Genomic DNA, 16393 nt, shown 5'->3' with positions numbered 1-16393 from the left:
GCGGACGGTACTGCGGTGCTGTCGCGTGTTCTCGCCGGGTGAGGGGGCGGTCAGCGGGCGCCGACGGGCTCGGGCTCGGGCGCGGATTCGCCGGAGATGACGGATGCCTCGGCCGAGGCATCCGTCGTCGTCGAAGACCGTCCTGCCGGAAGCCAGAGCGCGACCACCGTCGCAGCGAAGAGCACGGCGGCGCCGGTGAAGACCGCCGGGCGTGCGGCGTCGACGTACAGGTCGGGCAGGAGCTCGCCGCCCGCGCCGACGAAGATCGCCGTCATCACCGCGGTGCCGAGGGCGACGCCGAGCTCGCGGACCGTGGAGTTCACCCCGGAGGCCTTCGCGTGGTCGACGAGTCCGAGGGTGGCTAGGAGCGCGGTCGCCGACGGGGCGAAGACGAGCGCCATGCCGACGCCGGCCATGATGAACGGCGCGATGAGCGCGGGGTAGTCGACCTCGGTCGACATCACGGTGGCGATCCACGTGAGCGCGGCGCCCTGCAGCGCGAGTCCGACCACGAGCAGAACGCGCGTGCCGACGCGCGGTGCGAGCATGCCCGCGATCGGCGCGACGAACATGGGCGCGAGCGTCCAGGGAGTGGTCTGCACAGCGGCCTCGAGCGGCGACGAGCCGCCGACGACCTGCAGGTACTGGATGAGCAGGAAGACCGCGCCGAACGTGCCGAAGCTGAACGCGAACCCGACGACGTTCGTGATCGAGAACGAGCGGTCGCGGAACAGGCGCAGCGGCATCAGCGGCGCCTTGCTGCGCGCCTGCCACACGAGGAAGGCGGCGACGAGCACCACACCGAGCGCGATCTCGGCGATGACGTCGAGCGACTCCCAGCCGTCGTCGTTGCCGCGCACGATCGCGTGGACGAGCGCGAGCACGCCGGTCGCGGCGAGCACCGCGCCGGGCACGTCGATGCGCGCGCGTGCGCCGAAGTCGTTGCGCAGCACCATGAGGGCGAGCGGGATGGCGATGAGGGCGACGGGCACGTTGATCCAGAAGATCGCCTGCCAGTTCCAGCCCTCCATGATGGCCCCGCCGACGAGGGGACCGACGGCGACGCCGAGTCCGGAGATCCCTCCCCAGATGCCGATGGCCAGGGCGCGCCGCTCGCGGGGCACGGCGCCGCTGAGGAGTGCGAGGGAGAGGGGCATGACGGCGGCGGCGCCGAGCCCTTGCACCGCGCGGGCGGCGATGAGCTGGCCCGGATCGGTGCTGAGGGCGGCGAGCACCGACCCGATGCCGAACAGCCCGATGCCGAGGGTGAACACGGTGCGGCGGCCGAATCGGTCGCCGAGCGCGGCGGCGACGAGGATCGCGCCGGCGAAGGCCAGCGTGTAGGCGTTCACGAACCACTGCAGCTCTTCGACGCTCGCGCCCATGTCTCGGTGCAGCACCGGCAGCGCGTTGGTCATGACGAGGTTGTCGAGCGTGGCCATGAACATCGGGAGGGATGCCGCGGCGAGCACGAGGGCGAACGGACGGGTGCGACGGACCGGCGGGGCAGGAGGCGAGGTGGTCATGGGATCTCCGGTAGTAATCGAATGATTACCGAATGTAGTAATCGACTGATTACAAAGTCAAGTCATTCGCTGATAACGTGACGACATGAGCATTCAGCGCCTCGACGGCGAGGGCGTTCCGGTCGACACGGCCGTTGATCCCGCTCGTCGTCTCACGTCCGACGAACGCCGTCAGCAGATCCTGCGCGCCGCGACCGCGGTGTTCGGCGCGCGGGGCTACGAGGGCGCGACCACCGACGAGGTCGCCCGCGCCGCCGGCGTCAGCCAGCCCTACGTGGTGCGGCTGTTCGGGTCGAAAGAGAACCTGTTCCTCGCCACCATCGAGGATGCGCTCGTTCGCCTGATCGCAGGGTTCCGTGCGGCGCTCGCCGAGGGCGACGACGAGACTCTGCGCAAGCGGATCGGCCAGGCGTACGTCGATCTCCTGGAGGTGCGCGGGCTCCACCAGACGCTCGCCCACGCCTACCTGCTCGGCAGCCACCCGATGATCGGACCCGCCGCCCGGCGCGGATTCACCGCGGTGTGGCGGTTCTTCCGCGACGAGGTGGGAATGGACGCCGACGAGGCGCGGGCGTTCATGGCCGAGGGCATGCTCATCAGCACGATGATCGGCCTGCGGCTCGTCGACGACTACGGCTCCGATCCGCAGATCACCGAGCTGTTCCGGGCGTGCTTCCCGACCGAGCTGCCGCACGTGCTCGAGCTGGTGCCGCGCGGCGACGAGCGCTGGTAGCGACGAGAGACCCGGGCGACGGATGCCGGAGGCTGGCCGCCCGTCCGTGACCCGGCGTATCGTCGGTGCCATGTGCCGGAACATCCACACGCTCCACAACTTCGAGCCTGCTGCGACCTCCGACGAGGTCCATGCCGCCGCGCTCCAGTACGTGCGCAAGATCGCGGGCACCACGAAGCCGTCGAAGGCCAATCAGGAGGCGTTCGACCGCGCCGTGCACGAGATCGCGCACGCGACGCAGCACCTGCTCGACGACCTCGTCGCGGTGTCGCCGCCGAAGAACCGCGAGGAGGAGGCGGCCAAGGCGCGCGAGCGCGCGATCCGTTCGGGCCGCTACGCCGCTCCTGCCGCCTGACCCCGTTTCGTCTCGCTTCGCTCGCTCAACGACCGTAGGTCCCGGGTCCCCGGTCGTTGAGCGAGGGAGCGCCAGCACCCCTGCTGCGCCAGGGCTGGGGGTCGCGGTCGCAGAACCGGAGCCCCCCGGTCGTTGAGCGAGGGAGCGCCCGCACCCCTGGTGCGCCAGGGCTGCGGGTCGCGGCGCAGAACCGGAGCCCTCCGGTCGTTGAGCGAGGGAGCGCCAGCGACCGAGACGAAACGCCTCCGACCCGGCGAGCACCCCTGGCCGCGCGGCTGAGGTATCCTGGTCGGCTCCCCGTTCGGCGACGGGTGCCGTGCGGAGCAGACAGGACTCACCGTGGGCTACATCGACATCGCCGCCGTCTCGTACGTGCTGCCGGACGGGCGGCCGCTGCTCGACGAGGTCTCGTTCCGGGTCGGGGAGGGCTCGACGACGGCGCTCATCGGCCAGAACGGCGCCGGCAAGACCACGCTGCTGCGGATCGTGCGGGGCGAACTCGCGCCGCACTCCGGCGTCGTCTCGATCGACGGCGGGCTCGGCGTCATGGACCAGTTCGTCGGCCACGGCGAGGCCGGCCAGACCGTGCACGACCTCCTCATCGCGGTCGCGCCCGACCGGGTGCGCCGGGCCGCACGCGAGCTGGAGGACTCCGAGGCCGCGATCATCGAGCGCGACGACCTCGACACGCAGATGCGGTACGCCGCCGCGCTCGCCGACTACGCCGAGGCCGGCGGCTACGAGTACGAGACCGTGTGGGACACGTGCACGACCGCGGCCCTCGGCATCCCGTTCGCGCGTGCGCGGTTCCGGGAGCTCACGACCCTGTCGGGCGGGGAGCAGAAGCGTCTCGCGCTCGAGGCCCTGCTGCGCGGCCCCGACCAGGTGCTGCTGCTCGACGAGCCCGACAACTACCTCGACGTCCCGGGCAAGCGCTGGCTCGAAGAGCGCCTGCGCGAGACGCCGAAGACGGTGCTGCTGGTGTCGCACGACCGTGAGCTGCTGGCGCGCGCGGCCGACCGCATCGCGACGCTGGAGGTCGGCGGCGCAGGCAGCACGGCATGGGTGCACGGCGGCGGCTTCGGCACGTATCACCGCGCCCGAGACGAACGGATGCTGCGCCTGGACGAACTGCGCCGGCGCTGGGACGAGCAGCATGCCAAGCTCAAGGAGCTGGTCGCGACACTGAAGGTCAAGGCGGCGGCCAACGACGGCTTCGCGTCGCGCTACCGGGCCGCGCAGACCCGCCTGCGCATGTTCGAGGACGCCGGTCCGCCGCAGGAGCGTCCGCCCGAGCAGGACCTCGCCCTGCGGCTGCGCGGCGCCCGCACGGGCAAGCGCGCGGTCGTGGCCGAGGGCCTCGAGCTCACCGGGCTCATGAAGCCGTTCGACCTCGAGGTGTGGTTCGGCGACCGCGTGGCCGTGCTGGGGTCGAACGGCTCGGGCAAGTCGCACTTCCTGCGGCTGCTCGCCCGCGGGGGCACCGACCCCGACGGGCGGCTCGGGCACATCACGACCACGGGCTCCGGCCTCGAGCCCGTCGCGCACACCGGGCGCGCGGTGCTCGGCGCCCGCGTCGTGCCCGGCTGGTTCGCGCAGACGCACCGCCACCCCGAGTTCACCGGGCGCACGCTGCTCGACATCCTGCATCGCGGCGAGGACGCGCGCGCCGGCCTCCCGCGCGAGGCGGCGAGCTCGGCGCTCGACCGCTACGGGCTCGTCGCGCAGGCCGAGCAGACCTTCGACAGCCTGTCGGGCGGTCAGCAGGCGCGGTTCCAGATCCTGCTGCTCGAGCTGTCGGGGGCGACGCTGCTGCTGCTCGACGAGCCGACCGACAACCTCGACCTCGTTTCGGCCGAGGCCCTGCAGGACGCGCTCGCGCGCTTCGAGGGCACCGTGCTCGCCGTCACGCACGACCGCTGGCTCGCGAAGTCCTTCGACCGTTTCCTCGTGTTCGGGTCGGACGGGCGCGTGTTCGAGTCCGACGTGCCGGTGTGGGACGAGACCCGCGTCGCGCGGGCACGCTGACCGTGACGGATGCCTCGGCTCGAGGCATCCGTCGTCCGCCCGGCCGCTCGTCCGCTCGGCCGCTCGGCCGTCCGGCCGCTCGGCCGCTCGGCGCGCGCCTTCGGTCCGTGTGCCGGATCCGGAATTCGGACTTCGGCACTGTTTCCGGAGCCCGTCGGGCCGGGGGCTCCGGAAAGTGGTCGATGCTCCGGTTTCCGGATCCGGTGAACGGGCGCAGGGCGTCCGTCGTGTGCCGGATCCGGAATTCGGACTTCGGCACTGTTTCCGGAGCCCGTCGGGCGTGGAGCTCCGGAAAGTGGTCGATGCTCCGGTTTCCGGATCCGGTGAACGGGCGCAGCGCATGCGTCGTTTGCCGGATCCGGGTTTCGGACCGTGGCTCTGTCGCCGGGCGTTCGGGTTGAGGCATCCGTCGGCCGTGGACGTTCTGGCTTGAGGCATGCGTCGTGTGCCGGATCCGGAATTCGGACTTCGGCACTGTTTTCCGGAGCCCGTCGGGCCGGGGGCTCCGGAAAGGGCTTCGAGCTCCGGTTTCCGGATCCGGTGGACTGGGGGCCGCGCCAGAGGCGGAGTGGCGGGGAGGGGGACTGCGGGCGCGAGAGACCCGGCGGGTAGGCTGGTCGGGTGAGCATGGACATCGAACTCGGCCGCGCCAAGCGCGCACGCCGCGCGTACACGTTCGACGACATCGCGGTGGTGCCGTCGCGGCGCACGCGCAACCCCGAGGACGTCTCGACGACGTGGACGATCGACGCGTTCAGCTTCGACATCCCGGTGCTGGGCGCGCCGATGGACTCCGTCGTCAGCCCGCGGACCGCGATCATGCTCGGCCAGCTCGGCGGCCTCGGTGTGCTCGACCTCGAGGGCCTGTGGACGCGGTACGACGACCCCGAGCCGCTTCTCGCCGAGATCTCCGGCCTCGAGAAGGCCGCGGCGACGCGCCGCATGCAGGAGCTGTACTCCGAGCCGATCAAGCCCGAGCTGGTGCGTGATCGCCTGGCCGAGATCCGCGCGGCCGGCGTCACCGTCGCCGGCGCGCTCACGCCGCAGCGCACGCAGGAGCTGTACGAGACCGTCGTCGCGGCGGGCGTCGACCTGTTCGTGATCCGCGGCACGACGGTATCGGCCGAGCACGTGTCGAGCGTGGACCAGCCGCTCAACCTCAAGAAGTTCATCTACGACCTCGACGTCCCGGTGATCGTGGGCGGTGCGGCCACCTACACCGCTGCCCTGCACCTCATGCGCACCGGTGCCGCGGGCGTGCTCGTCGGCTTCGGCGGCGGCGCCGCCTCGACCACGCGCGCGACCCTCGGCCTGCACGCCCCGATGGCCACGGCGGTCGCCGATGTCGCCGGCGCGCGCCGCGACTACCTCGACGAGTCGGGCGGGCGCTATGTGCACGTCATCGCCGACGGCGGCGTGGGCACATCGGGCGACATCGTCAAGGCGATCGCGATGGGCGCCGACGCCGTCATGCTGGGCGTGGCGCTGGCGCGGGCGACGGATGCCCCGGGCCGCGGTTTCCACTGGGGGCCCGAGGCGCACCACGCCAAGCTGCCGCGTGGCCGCCGGGTGAAGGTCGACCAGGTCGCATCGCTCGAAGAGATCCTCTACGGCCCGGCGCCCGTCGCCGACGGCACCGCGAACCTCGTCGGAGCGCTGCGCAAGTCGATGGCCACCACCGGGTACTCCGACCTCAAGGAGTTCCAGCGCGTCGAGGTCGTCGTCGCCCCCTACGCCGCGGGATGAGCAGGTCCGACACGTTTCGTCTCGTCGCTGGCGCTCCTCGCTCAACGACCGAGGAGAGGACCGGTCGTTGAGCGAGCGCAGCGAGTCGCAGCCTCCGGAGGCGGACGGTCCGGGAGAGGACCGGTCGTTGAGTGAGTCGGCGCGGCCCGAGGGGGATGACACCCGGGGAGGGGACCGGTCGTTGAGCGAGCGCAGCGAGTCGAAACGCCCCGAGCGTACGGACGACTCCGCGCCGGGGAGCGAGCCGGACGGGAGCGTTCCGCCCACGGCCGCGTTCCCGCCGACGCTGCGAGAGGTGATGCTGCGCCCGCAGTGGATCGGGCTGCTGCTGTTGTGCCTCGTCGTCGCGGGTGTGTTCGCCTGGCTCGGGCAGTGGCAGCTGGGCCGTGCGATCGACACCGCTCCGCCGCCGCCCGGCGCAACCGAGAACGTGCGTCCGCTCGCCGATGTCGCGCAGCCGGGGGAGTACCTCCCCGAGCCGATCGTGGGGCAGCGCGTCGACGCGGCCGGCACGTGGGTGCCCGGCGACTTCGTGGTCGTCGATTCGCGTTTCAACGACGGCGTCGCGGGCTACTGGGTCACGGGGCAGCTCCGGCTCGACGGCACGGACGAGCCGACGTCGATCGCAGTCGCGCTCGGCTGGGCGGCCACCGCGGACGAGGCGGCCAGCGCCGTCGAGCGGCTCGAGGCCGAGGCATCCGGTGCAGAGTCCGTCGTCGAGGTCACCGGGCGTCTGATCTCGGACGAGGGGCCGCTTCCGCCGCCGCGCGGAGCGGACCCGCAGACCCTGACTCGCATGTCGCCGGCGGCGCTCCTCGGCCGCTGGCACGACATCGAGGAGCTCGCGGTGTACCGCCCGTACCTCGCGTCGTCCGCGCCCTTCGGCGGGCTCACCGCGATCGCGTCGCCGGCGCCGGCCGAGCAGTCGAATGTGAACTGGCTGAACATCTTCTACGCGGCCGAATGGGCCGTGTTCGCGGGCTTCGCGTTCTACCTCTGGTACCGCCTCGCGCGTGACGCGTGGGAGCGCGAGGTCGAGGACTTCGAGGATGCCGGCGAGCCTGAGCCTGCGGCATCCTGACCCGCCATTCCTGCACCGGGTCCAGATTGCGCGGCTCGTCCATAGGTTCATCCCACGGTGAACGACAGGTGATGCGACGCTCAACGGCGGGAGACGGCGGGCGATCCCGCGCGGGACATCTGGAGGAACTTCACGCCGCCATCTGAACGGTCGGCGAAGAATCGGCGAACCCGCCGATACGGAGCGTTCGGGTCGAAAGACTCTCAGAGAGCCGCCATGGGAGCGGCTCGCGCCATGTGCGCAGATCGAGCCGCGACCCGAACAGCGGCTCCCTTCGAGAGGTGATTTCGCGTGCCCCGACTCGCCCGCACCGCAACGATCACGGCTGGTGTCCTCGCCGTGGCCGTCGGCCTGAGCGCTCTTGGCGGAGGTGTGGCGGTGGCGGCCGGAGGCGGCCTGGCCCCACCCGCCGTCGACCCCGCCACCGTCCACCGGCCCACCGCCGCACCCGACCGCGTGATCCTGACGCCGACCGAGACGCCGGCGACGAGCCAGGCGGTCACGTGGCGCACGTCGGATGCCGTGACCTCGCCGCAGGTGCAGTGGGCCCTGAGCGGTCCGAGCGTCGTGTCCGGGGCGCAGACCATCGCAGCCGAGACGGCCGCGGAGTTCGAGGCGAACCTCGGCTACCGGATCGCGCACCACTCCGCGACGATCGAAGGGCTCGAGCCCGGCACGACGTATGTGTACCGCGTCGGCGACGGCGAGACTTGGAGCGAGTGGCTCGAGTTCACCACGGCGACGGACGACATCGGCGGATTCAGCTTCCTGGTGCAGGGCGACGCGCAGAACGACAACAAGGCCTACACCTCCCGCTCGTTCCGGGCGGCCTTCGAAGCCCGCCCCTACGCGCGAGCCGTCGTCCATGCCGGCGACCTCATCGACACCGAGACCAGCGACGCCGAATGGGGCGAGTGGCACGAGGCCGCCGCCTTCTCGAACCAGTACCTCAACGTGATCGCCTCGACGGGGAACCACGAGTACTACCCGGGCCCCGACCTGTCGCGGCACTGGGGAGCGCAGTTCGAGTACCCGCTCAACGGGCCCGAGGGGCAAGCGACGCTCGCCGAGACCGTCTACTACGTCGACTACCAGGGCGTGCGGTTCGTCAGCCTCGACAGCACCCAGGCGATGCGCGCGGACTCGCGCGCCGCCCAGACGGAATGGCTCGAGCGGGTGCTCGCCGACAACCCGAACCCGTGGAGCGTGGTGAGCTTCCACCACCCGGTCTTCTCGGTGACGAGCGGTCGCAACAACGCGGCGCTGAGAGATGCGTGGCTGCCGATCTTCGAGGAGTACGACGTCGACCTCGTCGTGCAAGGCCACGACCACGCCTACGGCCGTGGCAATCTCGCCGCCAACGAGCAGGGACTGCCCGAGGGTGCGGACGCGGCCACCAGCCACACCGGTCCGGTGTACCTGGTGAGTGTCGCCGGACCCAAGATGTACGTGCCCGACCCCGAGGGCGACAACAACTGGACCGACAACGGCGCGAACCTGCGCGTCGTCGGCCGTGACGTCCAGCTCTTCCAGACGGTCGACGTCACCGACGACGGGCGCATGCACGTCGAGGCCCGCACGGTGGACGGCGCACTGTTCGACGCCTTCACGATCACGAAGGACGCGGACGGTGCGAAGCTCGTGCGCGACGACGTGCTCTGGGCAGGCGGCCCCGGTTCGAGCCGCGACGGCGTCGCACCGCCGCCGCTCCCGACCGACCCGACCGACCCGACCGACCCGACCGACCCGACCGACCCGACCGACCCGACAGACCCGACAGACCCGACCGACCCGGGCGACGAGGAGCCGACGGTCACCCTGAGCGACCACTCCGTGGCACCCGGCGGATCGCTCTCGGTCGAGGCATCCGGCTTCCTCGCGGGGGAGCGCGTCGCGATCGAGCTGCACTCGACGCCGGTCACGCTGGCGCTGTCGACCGCGACCGACGCGGGCGGAGTGTCGGCGACCGTGACGATCCCGCACGACACGGTGCCGGGCGAGCACTCGATCGTGCTGCGGGGCCTCGAGTCCGGCCGCACGGTGAGCGCCGACATCGTGGTGACGCGTCCTGCCAGCGGCATGACCGCCGGTGAACTCGCCACGACGGGCGGCTCGGCCGCGTCGCTCTGGCTCATCGCGATCGGCGGCCTGCTCGCCATCGGCGGCGGCGTCGTGATCACCCGCACCGTCCTTCTCAAGCGAAAGGCCTCCTGAGCCATGGCAACTCTTCGTGCATCCCGGCGCCTGATCGCAGGCAGCATCATCCTGGGAGTAGTCGCTGCGGGAGCGCTCGTCGCGACGCCCGCGCAGGCGGCATCCGTCCCGCCGGCGGAGCGCTATGCGGCGTCCCGCGTGCCGGATCGCATCACGCTCACCCCGGGCTCGGATCCCACGACCCAGCAGGTCGTGGCGTGGCGGACGGCTCCAGAGGTCGTCGAAGGCATCGTCGAGTACCGCACACTGACCCCGGAGCCGTATCCGGGCGGTGTGCAGAGGCTGACCGCCCAGGAGCGCGCCGAGCAGGTGACCGATCTCGGCTACACGAACGTCGTGCACACGGCGACGCTGACCGGGCTCCAGCCCGGAGTCGCCTACATGTATCGCGTCGGCGACGGCACGAACTTCAGCGAGTGGCAGGACTTCGAGACCGCCTCCGCAGGGGCCGACCGCTTCTCGTTCGTCTACCTCGGCGACATCCAGAACGGGATCCTGGGCGACGCCTCCCGCGTCATCCGCAACGCCTTCCGCGACCGGCCGAACGCAGATCTCGTTCTGCAGATCGGCGACCTCGTGAACGACGCCGAGTCCGACGAGCAGTGGGGCGAGCTGTACGAGGCGTTCTCGTACACGCTGGGAACGCAGACCCTGCTGACGACGCCGGGCAACCACGAGTACGACGGCAGGCTCTCGCAGCAGTGGCGCGACCTGTACACCTTCCCCGGCAACGGGCCGCAGGGTGAGGGCGATGTCTACGACGAGCTCGAGGGCACGGTGTACTACACCGACCACCAGGGCGTGCGTTTCGTCTCGCTCAACAGCAACATCGCGCACACCGAGGGCCTGCGGGTGCAGGCGGAGTGGCTCGACGAGGTGCTCACCGAGAACGACCAGCCGTGGACGGTCGTCTACTTCCACCACCCGGTGTACTCGCTCGACGAAGGCCGTAACAACCTCGGCATCCGTCAGTCGTGGGGGCCGATCCTCGAAGAGCACAACGTCGATCTCGTGCTGACGGGACACGACCACGCCTACGGGCGCGGCAACCTCCTGGCCAACGAGCAGAACCTGCCCGCGGGCGCGGATCCCGAGCTCAGCTCGACGGGTCCGGTCTACGTGTCGTCCAGCGTCGGTTCGAAGTTCTACGATGCGGGGCCACGGCACTGGAACGAGAACGAGGGGCATCTGCGCCGGCTGGCGACCGGCCTGCAGACGTATCAGGTCGTGGACGTGAACGGTGGAACGCTCCGATTCGAGGCCCGCACCGCCGATGGCGCGTTCTTCGACGGCTTCACCATCACCAAGAACGGCGACTCCAAGCTCGTCGTGGACGGCGTCGAACCCCAGGAGATCGATCCCGGGACGCCGTCTCCGTGCCTCGGCTGCGAGCCCAACCCCGATCCCGGCCCCGGTGACCCGACGGATCCCGAAGAGCCGGCAGGTGAGTTCGACTACGAGCAGACCGCACTGCTGGACGCCGTGATGCCGAACAGCTCCACGGGCGCCCCGCACCGCGCATCGCTTCCGGCGGGCGTCGCGTACCACCAGGCGCGTGACGTGCTGTACCTGGGCGACCAGAACGGCAGGACGATCTTCGAGATCGATCCCGACACCGATGAGGTGCTGCGGACGATGACGCTGCCCGAGAACATCCGTGATCTCGGTGTGGACGAGGAGCGCGAGCTGCTCTATGTCGGCCAGCAGAACCGCAACTGGATCGTCGTCTCGACGGCCGATGACACGTTCGGCGAGGTCGTCCGGGGCTCGTACCCGGTGATCGAGTCCAACCGCTCGATCGACGTCGACCCGGTGAACGACTACGTCTACGTCGCCGTCCCGGCGCGTGGGGTGGAGGTGTTCCGTGCCTCGACGGGCCAGTCGCTCGGCGTGGTCAACGGCACCGCCGACGCGTACTACGTCGCCGCCGACCCGGAGTCCGGCACGGTCGTCACGACCTCGTTCACCGATGTCGAGGGACACCCCGGCATCCAGGCGTTCGATGTGACCGACGACTTCTCGAAGATGTGGGAGAAGGCGGTGCGCCCCGGCGCCCGGCAGCTGGATGTCGATAGCGAACGGGGTCTGGTCTACATCGGCTACACGGGTACGGGTGCCACGTCCGGCGGCTTCTCGGTGCACGCAGTGTCGACCGGCACGCTGCTGGTCGACAAGGTCGGACCGGAGTACGGCAAGGACGGCTACGGCATCGCCGTCGACGAGGAGCGCGAGCGGGTGTTCGTCACGAACCGGGACTTCCGCTTGAACCCTCCCGGCGAGGAGCTCGTTCCCTACGCGGTCACCGAGAGCACGCGCGTGGAGTCGGATGAGCCGCCCGCGGCATCGTTCGCCTACCAGCACCTCTCGCACCTGGGCTCGGTCAACCGCTCGAACGCCGGCCTGCCGGCGGGCGTCGCGTACCACCAGGCGCGCGACGTGCTGTACCTGGGCGACCAGAACGGCAGGACGATCTTCGAGATCGATCCCGACACCGATGAGGTGCTGCGGACGATGACGCTGCCCGAGAACATCCGTGATCTCGGTGTGGACGAGGAGCGCGAGCTGCTCTATGTCGGCCAGCAGAACCGCAACTGGGTGGTCGTCTCGATCGCCGACGCGGATTTCGGTGAGGTCGTGCGCGGGCCGTACGCGATCATCGAGTCGCAGCGGTCCATCGACGTCGACCCCGTGAACGACTTCGTCTACGTCGCCGTCCCGGCGCGTGGGGTGGAGGTGTTCCGTGCCTCGACGGGCCAGTCGCTCGGCGTGGTCAACGGCACCGCCGACGCGTACTACGTCGCCGCCGATCCGGCGACCGGGATGCTCGTCACGACGAAGTTCTACAGCGTCGAGGGTGCCCTCGGGCTGCAGGCGTTCGACGCGACCGACGACTTCTCGAAGACGTGGGAGAAGGCGGTGCGCCCCGGCGCCCGTCAGGTCGACATCGACAGCGAACGGGGGCTGCTGTACGTCGGCTACACCGGCACCACCGCAGCCTCCGGCGGGTTCTCGGTGCACGACCTCGCGTCGGGTGCCGAGCACGTCGACATGGTGGGGCCGGAGTACGGCAAGGACGGTTACGGCATCGCGGTCGACGAGGGGCAGCAGCGCGTGTTCGTCGCGAACCGCGACTTCCGCCTGAATCCTCCCGGAGAGGAGCTCGAGCAGAAGGCGGTGACCGTCAGCATCCGCATCACCGATCCGACGGACCCGACCGACCCCACCGATCCGACGGACCCGACGGACCCGACCGACCCCACCGATCCGACCGATCCGACGGACCCGACCGACCCCGTCGAGCCGTGGGTGGCCACCGCGTTGGCGGCCATCCCGACCGCGACGCCGGAGGGTGCCGACGAGATCCGTCCTGTCGGCAGCGCCGTGGACCCCGAGACGGGCCTGCTGTACGTCGCCGACGAGATGCGTCCTGCGCGCATCCACGTGGTCGACCCCGCGGCGGACTCGGTGGTGCGCACGCTGAGCGTGCCCACCGCCAACCCGGTCGAGGACGGCCTGCGTGACCTGACGTACGACGCCGGGAACGGCCTGCTCTACGCGGCGTACGGCAGCAACTGGCTCGTCATGGACGCCGACACCGGCGCGCTCGTGCGCGGCCCGTTCGCCTTCACCGGCGGCGTGCGCGGCATGGATGTCGATCTGGGGCGCGGCCTCGTCTTCGGCGGCACCCGCGGCGGCGGCTTCGACGTCGCCGATGCCGAGACCGGCGAGCTCGTGCAGACCGTCGCGGGCCCCGCGGACGGCGGTGCGTGGCGCACGCACGGCGTCGCGTACGACCCGATCGGCGACCTGCTGTACGTCAGCAACAGCGACGCCGCCGGCTCGACCGAGGGGATCCGGGTCTATCGCGGCGCGGACTACGAGCTGGTGCAGCGCCTCGCGGTCGATGCCGCCGACTACCGCTCGATCGCGGTGGACGGCGAGTCGGGCCTCGTGGTCGTCGGCAACCAGACCGACCTGTTCGAGCAGTCGGGTGTCACCGTGTACTCCACGGCCGACCTGGCACTCGTCCAGCGGCTGTCGGCGCACCAGTACGGCAACAAGGTCTACGGAGTGTCGATCGACCCCGAACGCGACCTGCTGTTCGTCTCGGCGCGCGAACGCCACCCGTCGGGAGTGATCCGGATCACGCTGCCCGCGGCGGAGTGACCGGGGCCTGAACGACCGCCCCCTCCCGCCGCGGAGGGGGCGGTCGTTCGCGCTCCTGCCGTCCGGCGCCGCGGAATCCCGCGGGTAGACTGGACGCCATGCCCCGCGAACCCAAGCTCGCTTCGTTTCCAGCGATCCGCGGAGCCCTGAGGTTCTACCAGGTCTGCTCGATCATCACGGGCACCATGCTGCTCCTGCTGCTCGCCGAGATGATCCTGAAGTACACGCCGATCCACGTCGAGCTGTTCGCCGGCGGATCGGGCGGAGCACTGTGGTTCGCCCCCGTCATCGCCGGCGCCGACTGCCAGTGGTGGTCGCTGTTCCTCCCGATGACGAACGACTGCGAGATGGTCTCGGTCGGCGACGGCTTCAACATCTCGCTGTTCATCCTCGTGGCGCACGGCTGGTTCTACGTCGTGTACCTGTTCTCGTGCTTCCGCGTGTGGAGCCTCATGCGCTGGCCGTTCGGCCGGTTCGTCATGCTCGCGCTCGGCGGCATCGTGCCGTTCCTGTCGTTCTTCATGGAGGCTCGCGTCGCCCGTGAGGTGAAGGACTACCTGGCCCGCCGCGAGAGCGCACAGCTGCACGCCCCGGCCGAGCATTCGGCCGAGACCGAGGCGGCTCCGACCCCTGCCACCACGATCCCGACGGAGAATCAGCGTTGACCCAGCAGACCGAGACCTCGCAGCGCCCCGTCCTCGTCGTCGACTTCGGCGCGCAGTACGCGCAGCTGATCGCGCGGCGCGTGCGCGAAGCGGGCGTGTACAGCGAGATCGTGCCGCACACCGCGTCGGCAGCCGACATCGCCGCCAGGAACCCGGTCGGCATCATCCTCTCGGGCGGGCCGTCGTCGGTGTACGAAGAGGGCGCGCCCGCGCTCGACGCCGGGGTGCTCGAGCTCGGGGTGCCGACGCTCGGCATCTGCTACGGCTTCCAGGTGATGGCCCAGCAGCTGGGTGGCGAGGTCGCGCACACGGGTCTGCGCGAGTACGGGGCGACGGATGCCGCGGTCACGGGTGACGGCGGCGTGCTGCTGGGCGGGCAGCCGGCCGAGCAGAACGTGTGGATGAGCCACGGCGACCAGGTCGCTCGCGCCCCGGAGGGCTTCGAGGTCCTGGCGTCGACGTCGGCCACGCCGGTCGCCGCGTTCGGGAGCGACGAGCGCCGCCTGTACGGCGTGCAGTGGCATCCCGAGGTCAAGCACACCGACCACGGGCAGAAGGTCATCGAGAACTTCCTCCACAAGGCCGCAGGACTCCCGGCCGACTGGAACAGCGGCAACGTCATCGCCGAGCAGATCGAGAAGATCCGCGCCCAGGTCGGATCGGGCCGGGTGCTCTCGGCGCTGTCGGGCGGCGTCGACTCCGCGGTCTCGACGGCGCTCGTGCACGAGGCGGTCGGCGACCAGCTCGTCGCGGTCTTCGTCGACCACGGGCTGCTGCGCAAGGGCGAGCGCGAGCAGGTCGAGCAGGACTACGTCGCCTCGACCGGCGTGCGCCTGGTGACGGTCGATGCCCGCGAGCAGTTCCTGACCGCACTCGCCGGTGTCAGCGACCCCGAGCAGAAGCGCAAGATCATCGGCCGCGAGTTCATCCGCGCGTTCGAGCAGGTGCAGGCCGACCTCGTCGCCGAGGCGGCGGCCGAGGGCGAGCCGATCCGGTTCCTCGTGCAGGGCACGCTGTACCCCGACGTCGTCGAGTCCGGCGGCGGCACCGGCACCGCGAACATCAAGAGCCACCACAACGTCGGCGGACTCCCCGAAGACCTGCAGTTCGAGCTCGTCGAGCCCCTGCGCACCCTCTTCAAGGACGAGGTCCGCGCGATCGGCCGTGAGCTCGGCCTCCCGGAGGCGATCGTCGGCCGGCAGCCGTTTCCGGGCCCCGGCCTCGGCATCCGGATCGTGGGTGAGGTCACCGCTGACCGCCTCGAGATTCTGCGTGATGCCGACGCGATCGCGCGGGAAGAGCTGACGCGCGCGGGCCTGGACAACGAGATCTGGCAGTGCCCGGTCGTGCTGCTGGCGGATGTCCGCTCGGTGGGCGTGCAGGGCGACGGCCGCACCTACGGGCACCCGATCGTGCTGCGGCCGGTGTCGTCCGAAGACGCGATGACCGCCGACTGGACCCGCCTGCCCTACGACGTGCTGTCGAAGATCTCGAACCGCATCACCAACGAGGTGCGCGAGGTCAACCGCGTCGTGCTCGACGTGACCTCGAAGCCCCCGGGCACCATCGAGTGGGAGTGACGACGTGACGGATGCCGCGGACCGAGGTCCGCGGCATCCGTCGTCTCATGGGGCCGGCGTCAGTCCCGAGGGCCCTCCACGCGGTCGATCATGAGCCGGACCCAGTCCGACGAGTTCGGCGGCATCCTTGATCGTCAGCAGTTCGCCAGGCGACGTTCGCGCTGAATCACCAATCACCGATCACCAATCACCAGCGTCGAAAGAAAATCAACAGTACCCGTCTCATTTCTGTTGATTCGAGGCGGAGAAATCCACAATGTTGGTGATTTCGAGAAGAGGAATCGCCAGCGTTGTTTGT

The 16393-nt window shown here is 70.5% G+C and carries 10 protein-coding genes; 9 read left to right on the top strand and 1 reads right to left on the bottom strand.

Going from position 1 to position 16393, the window contains the following annotated elements; translation table 11 throughout:
• Positions 1-50: 50 nt before the first annotated feature.
• Complete coding sequence (locus IM778_RS13295; protein WP_194409327.1) at positions 51-1526, bottom strand: MFS transporter; 1476 nt, start codon at positions 1524-1526, stop codon at positions 51-53.
• Between the two features lie 85 nt (positions 1527-1611).
• On the opposite strand from IM778_RS13295, the gene IM778_RS13290 reads away from it, so the two are divergent.
• The 9 genes from IM778_RS13290 to guaA all read left to right on the top strand — a co-directional run bounded on the left by IM778_RS13290 (position 1612) and on the right by guaA (position 16095).
• A complete protein-coding gene (locus IM778_RS13290; protein ID WP_194409326.1) occupies positions 1612-2259 on the top strand; it encodes a TetR/AcrR family transcriptional regulator in 648 nt (215 codons plus the stop codon).
• A 70-nt stretch (positions 2260-2329) separates the two neighbouring features.
• On the top strand, positions 2330-2614 hold the full coding sequence (locus tag IM778_RS13285) for a DUF2277 domain-containing protein (RefSeq protein WP_194409325.1): 285 nt from the start codon (positions 2330-2332) through the stop codon (positions 2612-2614).
• Between the two features lie 339 nt (positions 2615-2953).
• A complete protein-coding gene (locus IM778_RS13280) occupies positions 2954-4642 on the top strand; it encodes an ABC-F family ATP-binding cassette domain-containing protein (RefSeq protein WP_194409324.1) in 1689 nt (562 codons plus the stop codon).
• Positions 4643-5269: 627 nt separating this feature from the next.
• Positions 5270-6388 (top strand): GuaB3 family IMP dehydrogenase-related protein, encoded by a 1119-nt coding sequence (locus tag IM778_RS13275; protein WP_194411888.1) that lies wholly within the window; start codon positions 5270-5272, stop codon positions 6386-6388.
• A 298-nt stretch (positions 6389-6686) separates the two neighbouring features.
• Complete coding sequence (locus tag IM778_RS13270; RefSeq protein ID WP_194411887.1) at positions 6687-7469, top strand: SURF1 family protein; 783 nt, start codon at positions 6687-6689, stop codon at positions 7467-7469.
• Between the two features lie 291 nt (positions 7470-7760).
• Positions 7761-9683, top strand: coding sequence for a purple acid phosphatase family protein (locus IM778_RS13265; RefSeq protein ID WP_194409323.1), 1923 nt, complete (start codon positions 7761-7763; stop codon positions 9681-9683).
• Between the two features lie 3 nt (positions 9684-9686).
• Entirely contained in the window at positions 9687-13850 is a 4164-nt protein-coding gene (locus tag IM778_RS13260; protein ID WP_194409322.1) for a metallophosphoesterase, read from the top strand.
• Between the two features lie 98 nt (positions 13851-13948).
• Positions 13949-14515 (top strand): DUF3817 domain-containing protein, encoded by a 567-nt coding sequence (locus IM778_RS13255; protein ID WP_194409321.1) that lies wholly within the window; start codon positions 13949-13951, stop codon positions 14513-14515.
• Positions 14512-16095 carry a glutamine-hydrolyzing GMP synthase gene (gene guaA / locus IM778_RS13250; RefSeq protein WP_194409320.1) on the top strand — a complete coding sequence of 528 codons (1584 nt, stop codon included), beginning with the start codon at positions 14512-14514 and terminating at the stop codon, positions 16093-16095. Before IM778_RS13255 ends, guaA begins: the two co-directional genes overlap by 4 nt.
• The last annotated feature ends 298 nt before the right edge of the window (positions 16096-16393 follow it).

The organism is Microbacterium cremeum, from assembly GCF_015277855.1.
In the GTDB taxonomy this organism is placed as follows: Bacteria; Actinomycetota; Actinomycetes; order Actinomycetales; family Microbacteriaceae; genus Microbacterium; species Microbacterium cremeum.
The sequence above is the reverse complement of the archived record's forward strand: the minus strand, read 5'-3'. Positions and strand labels throughout refer to the sequence as shown.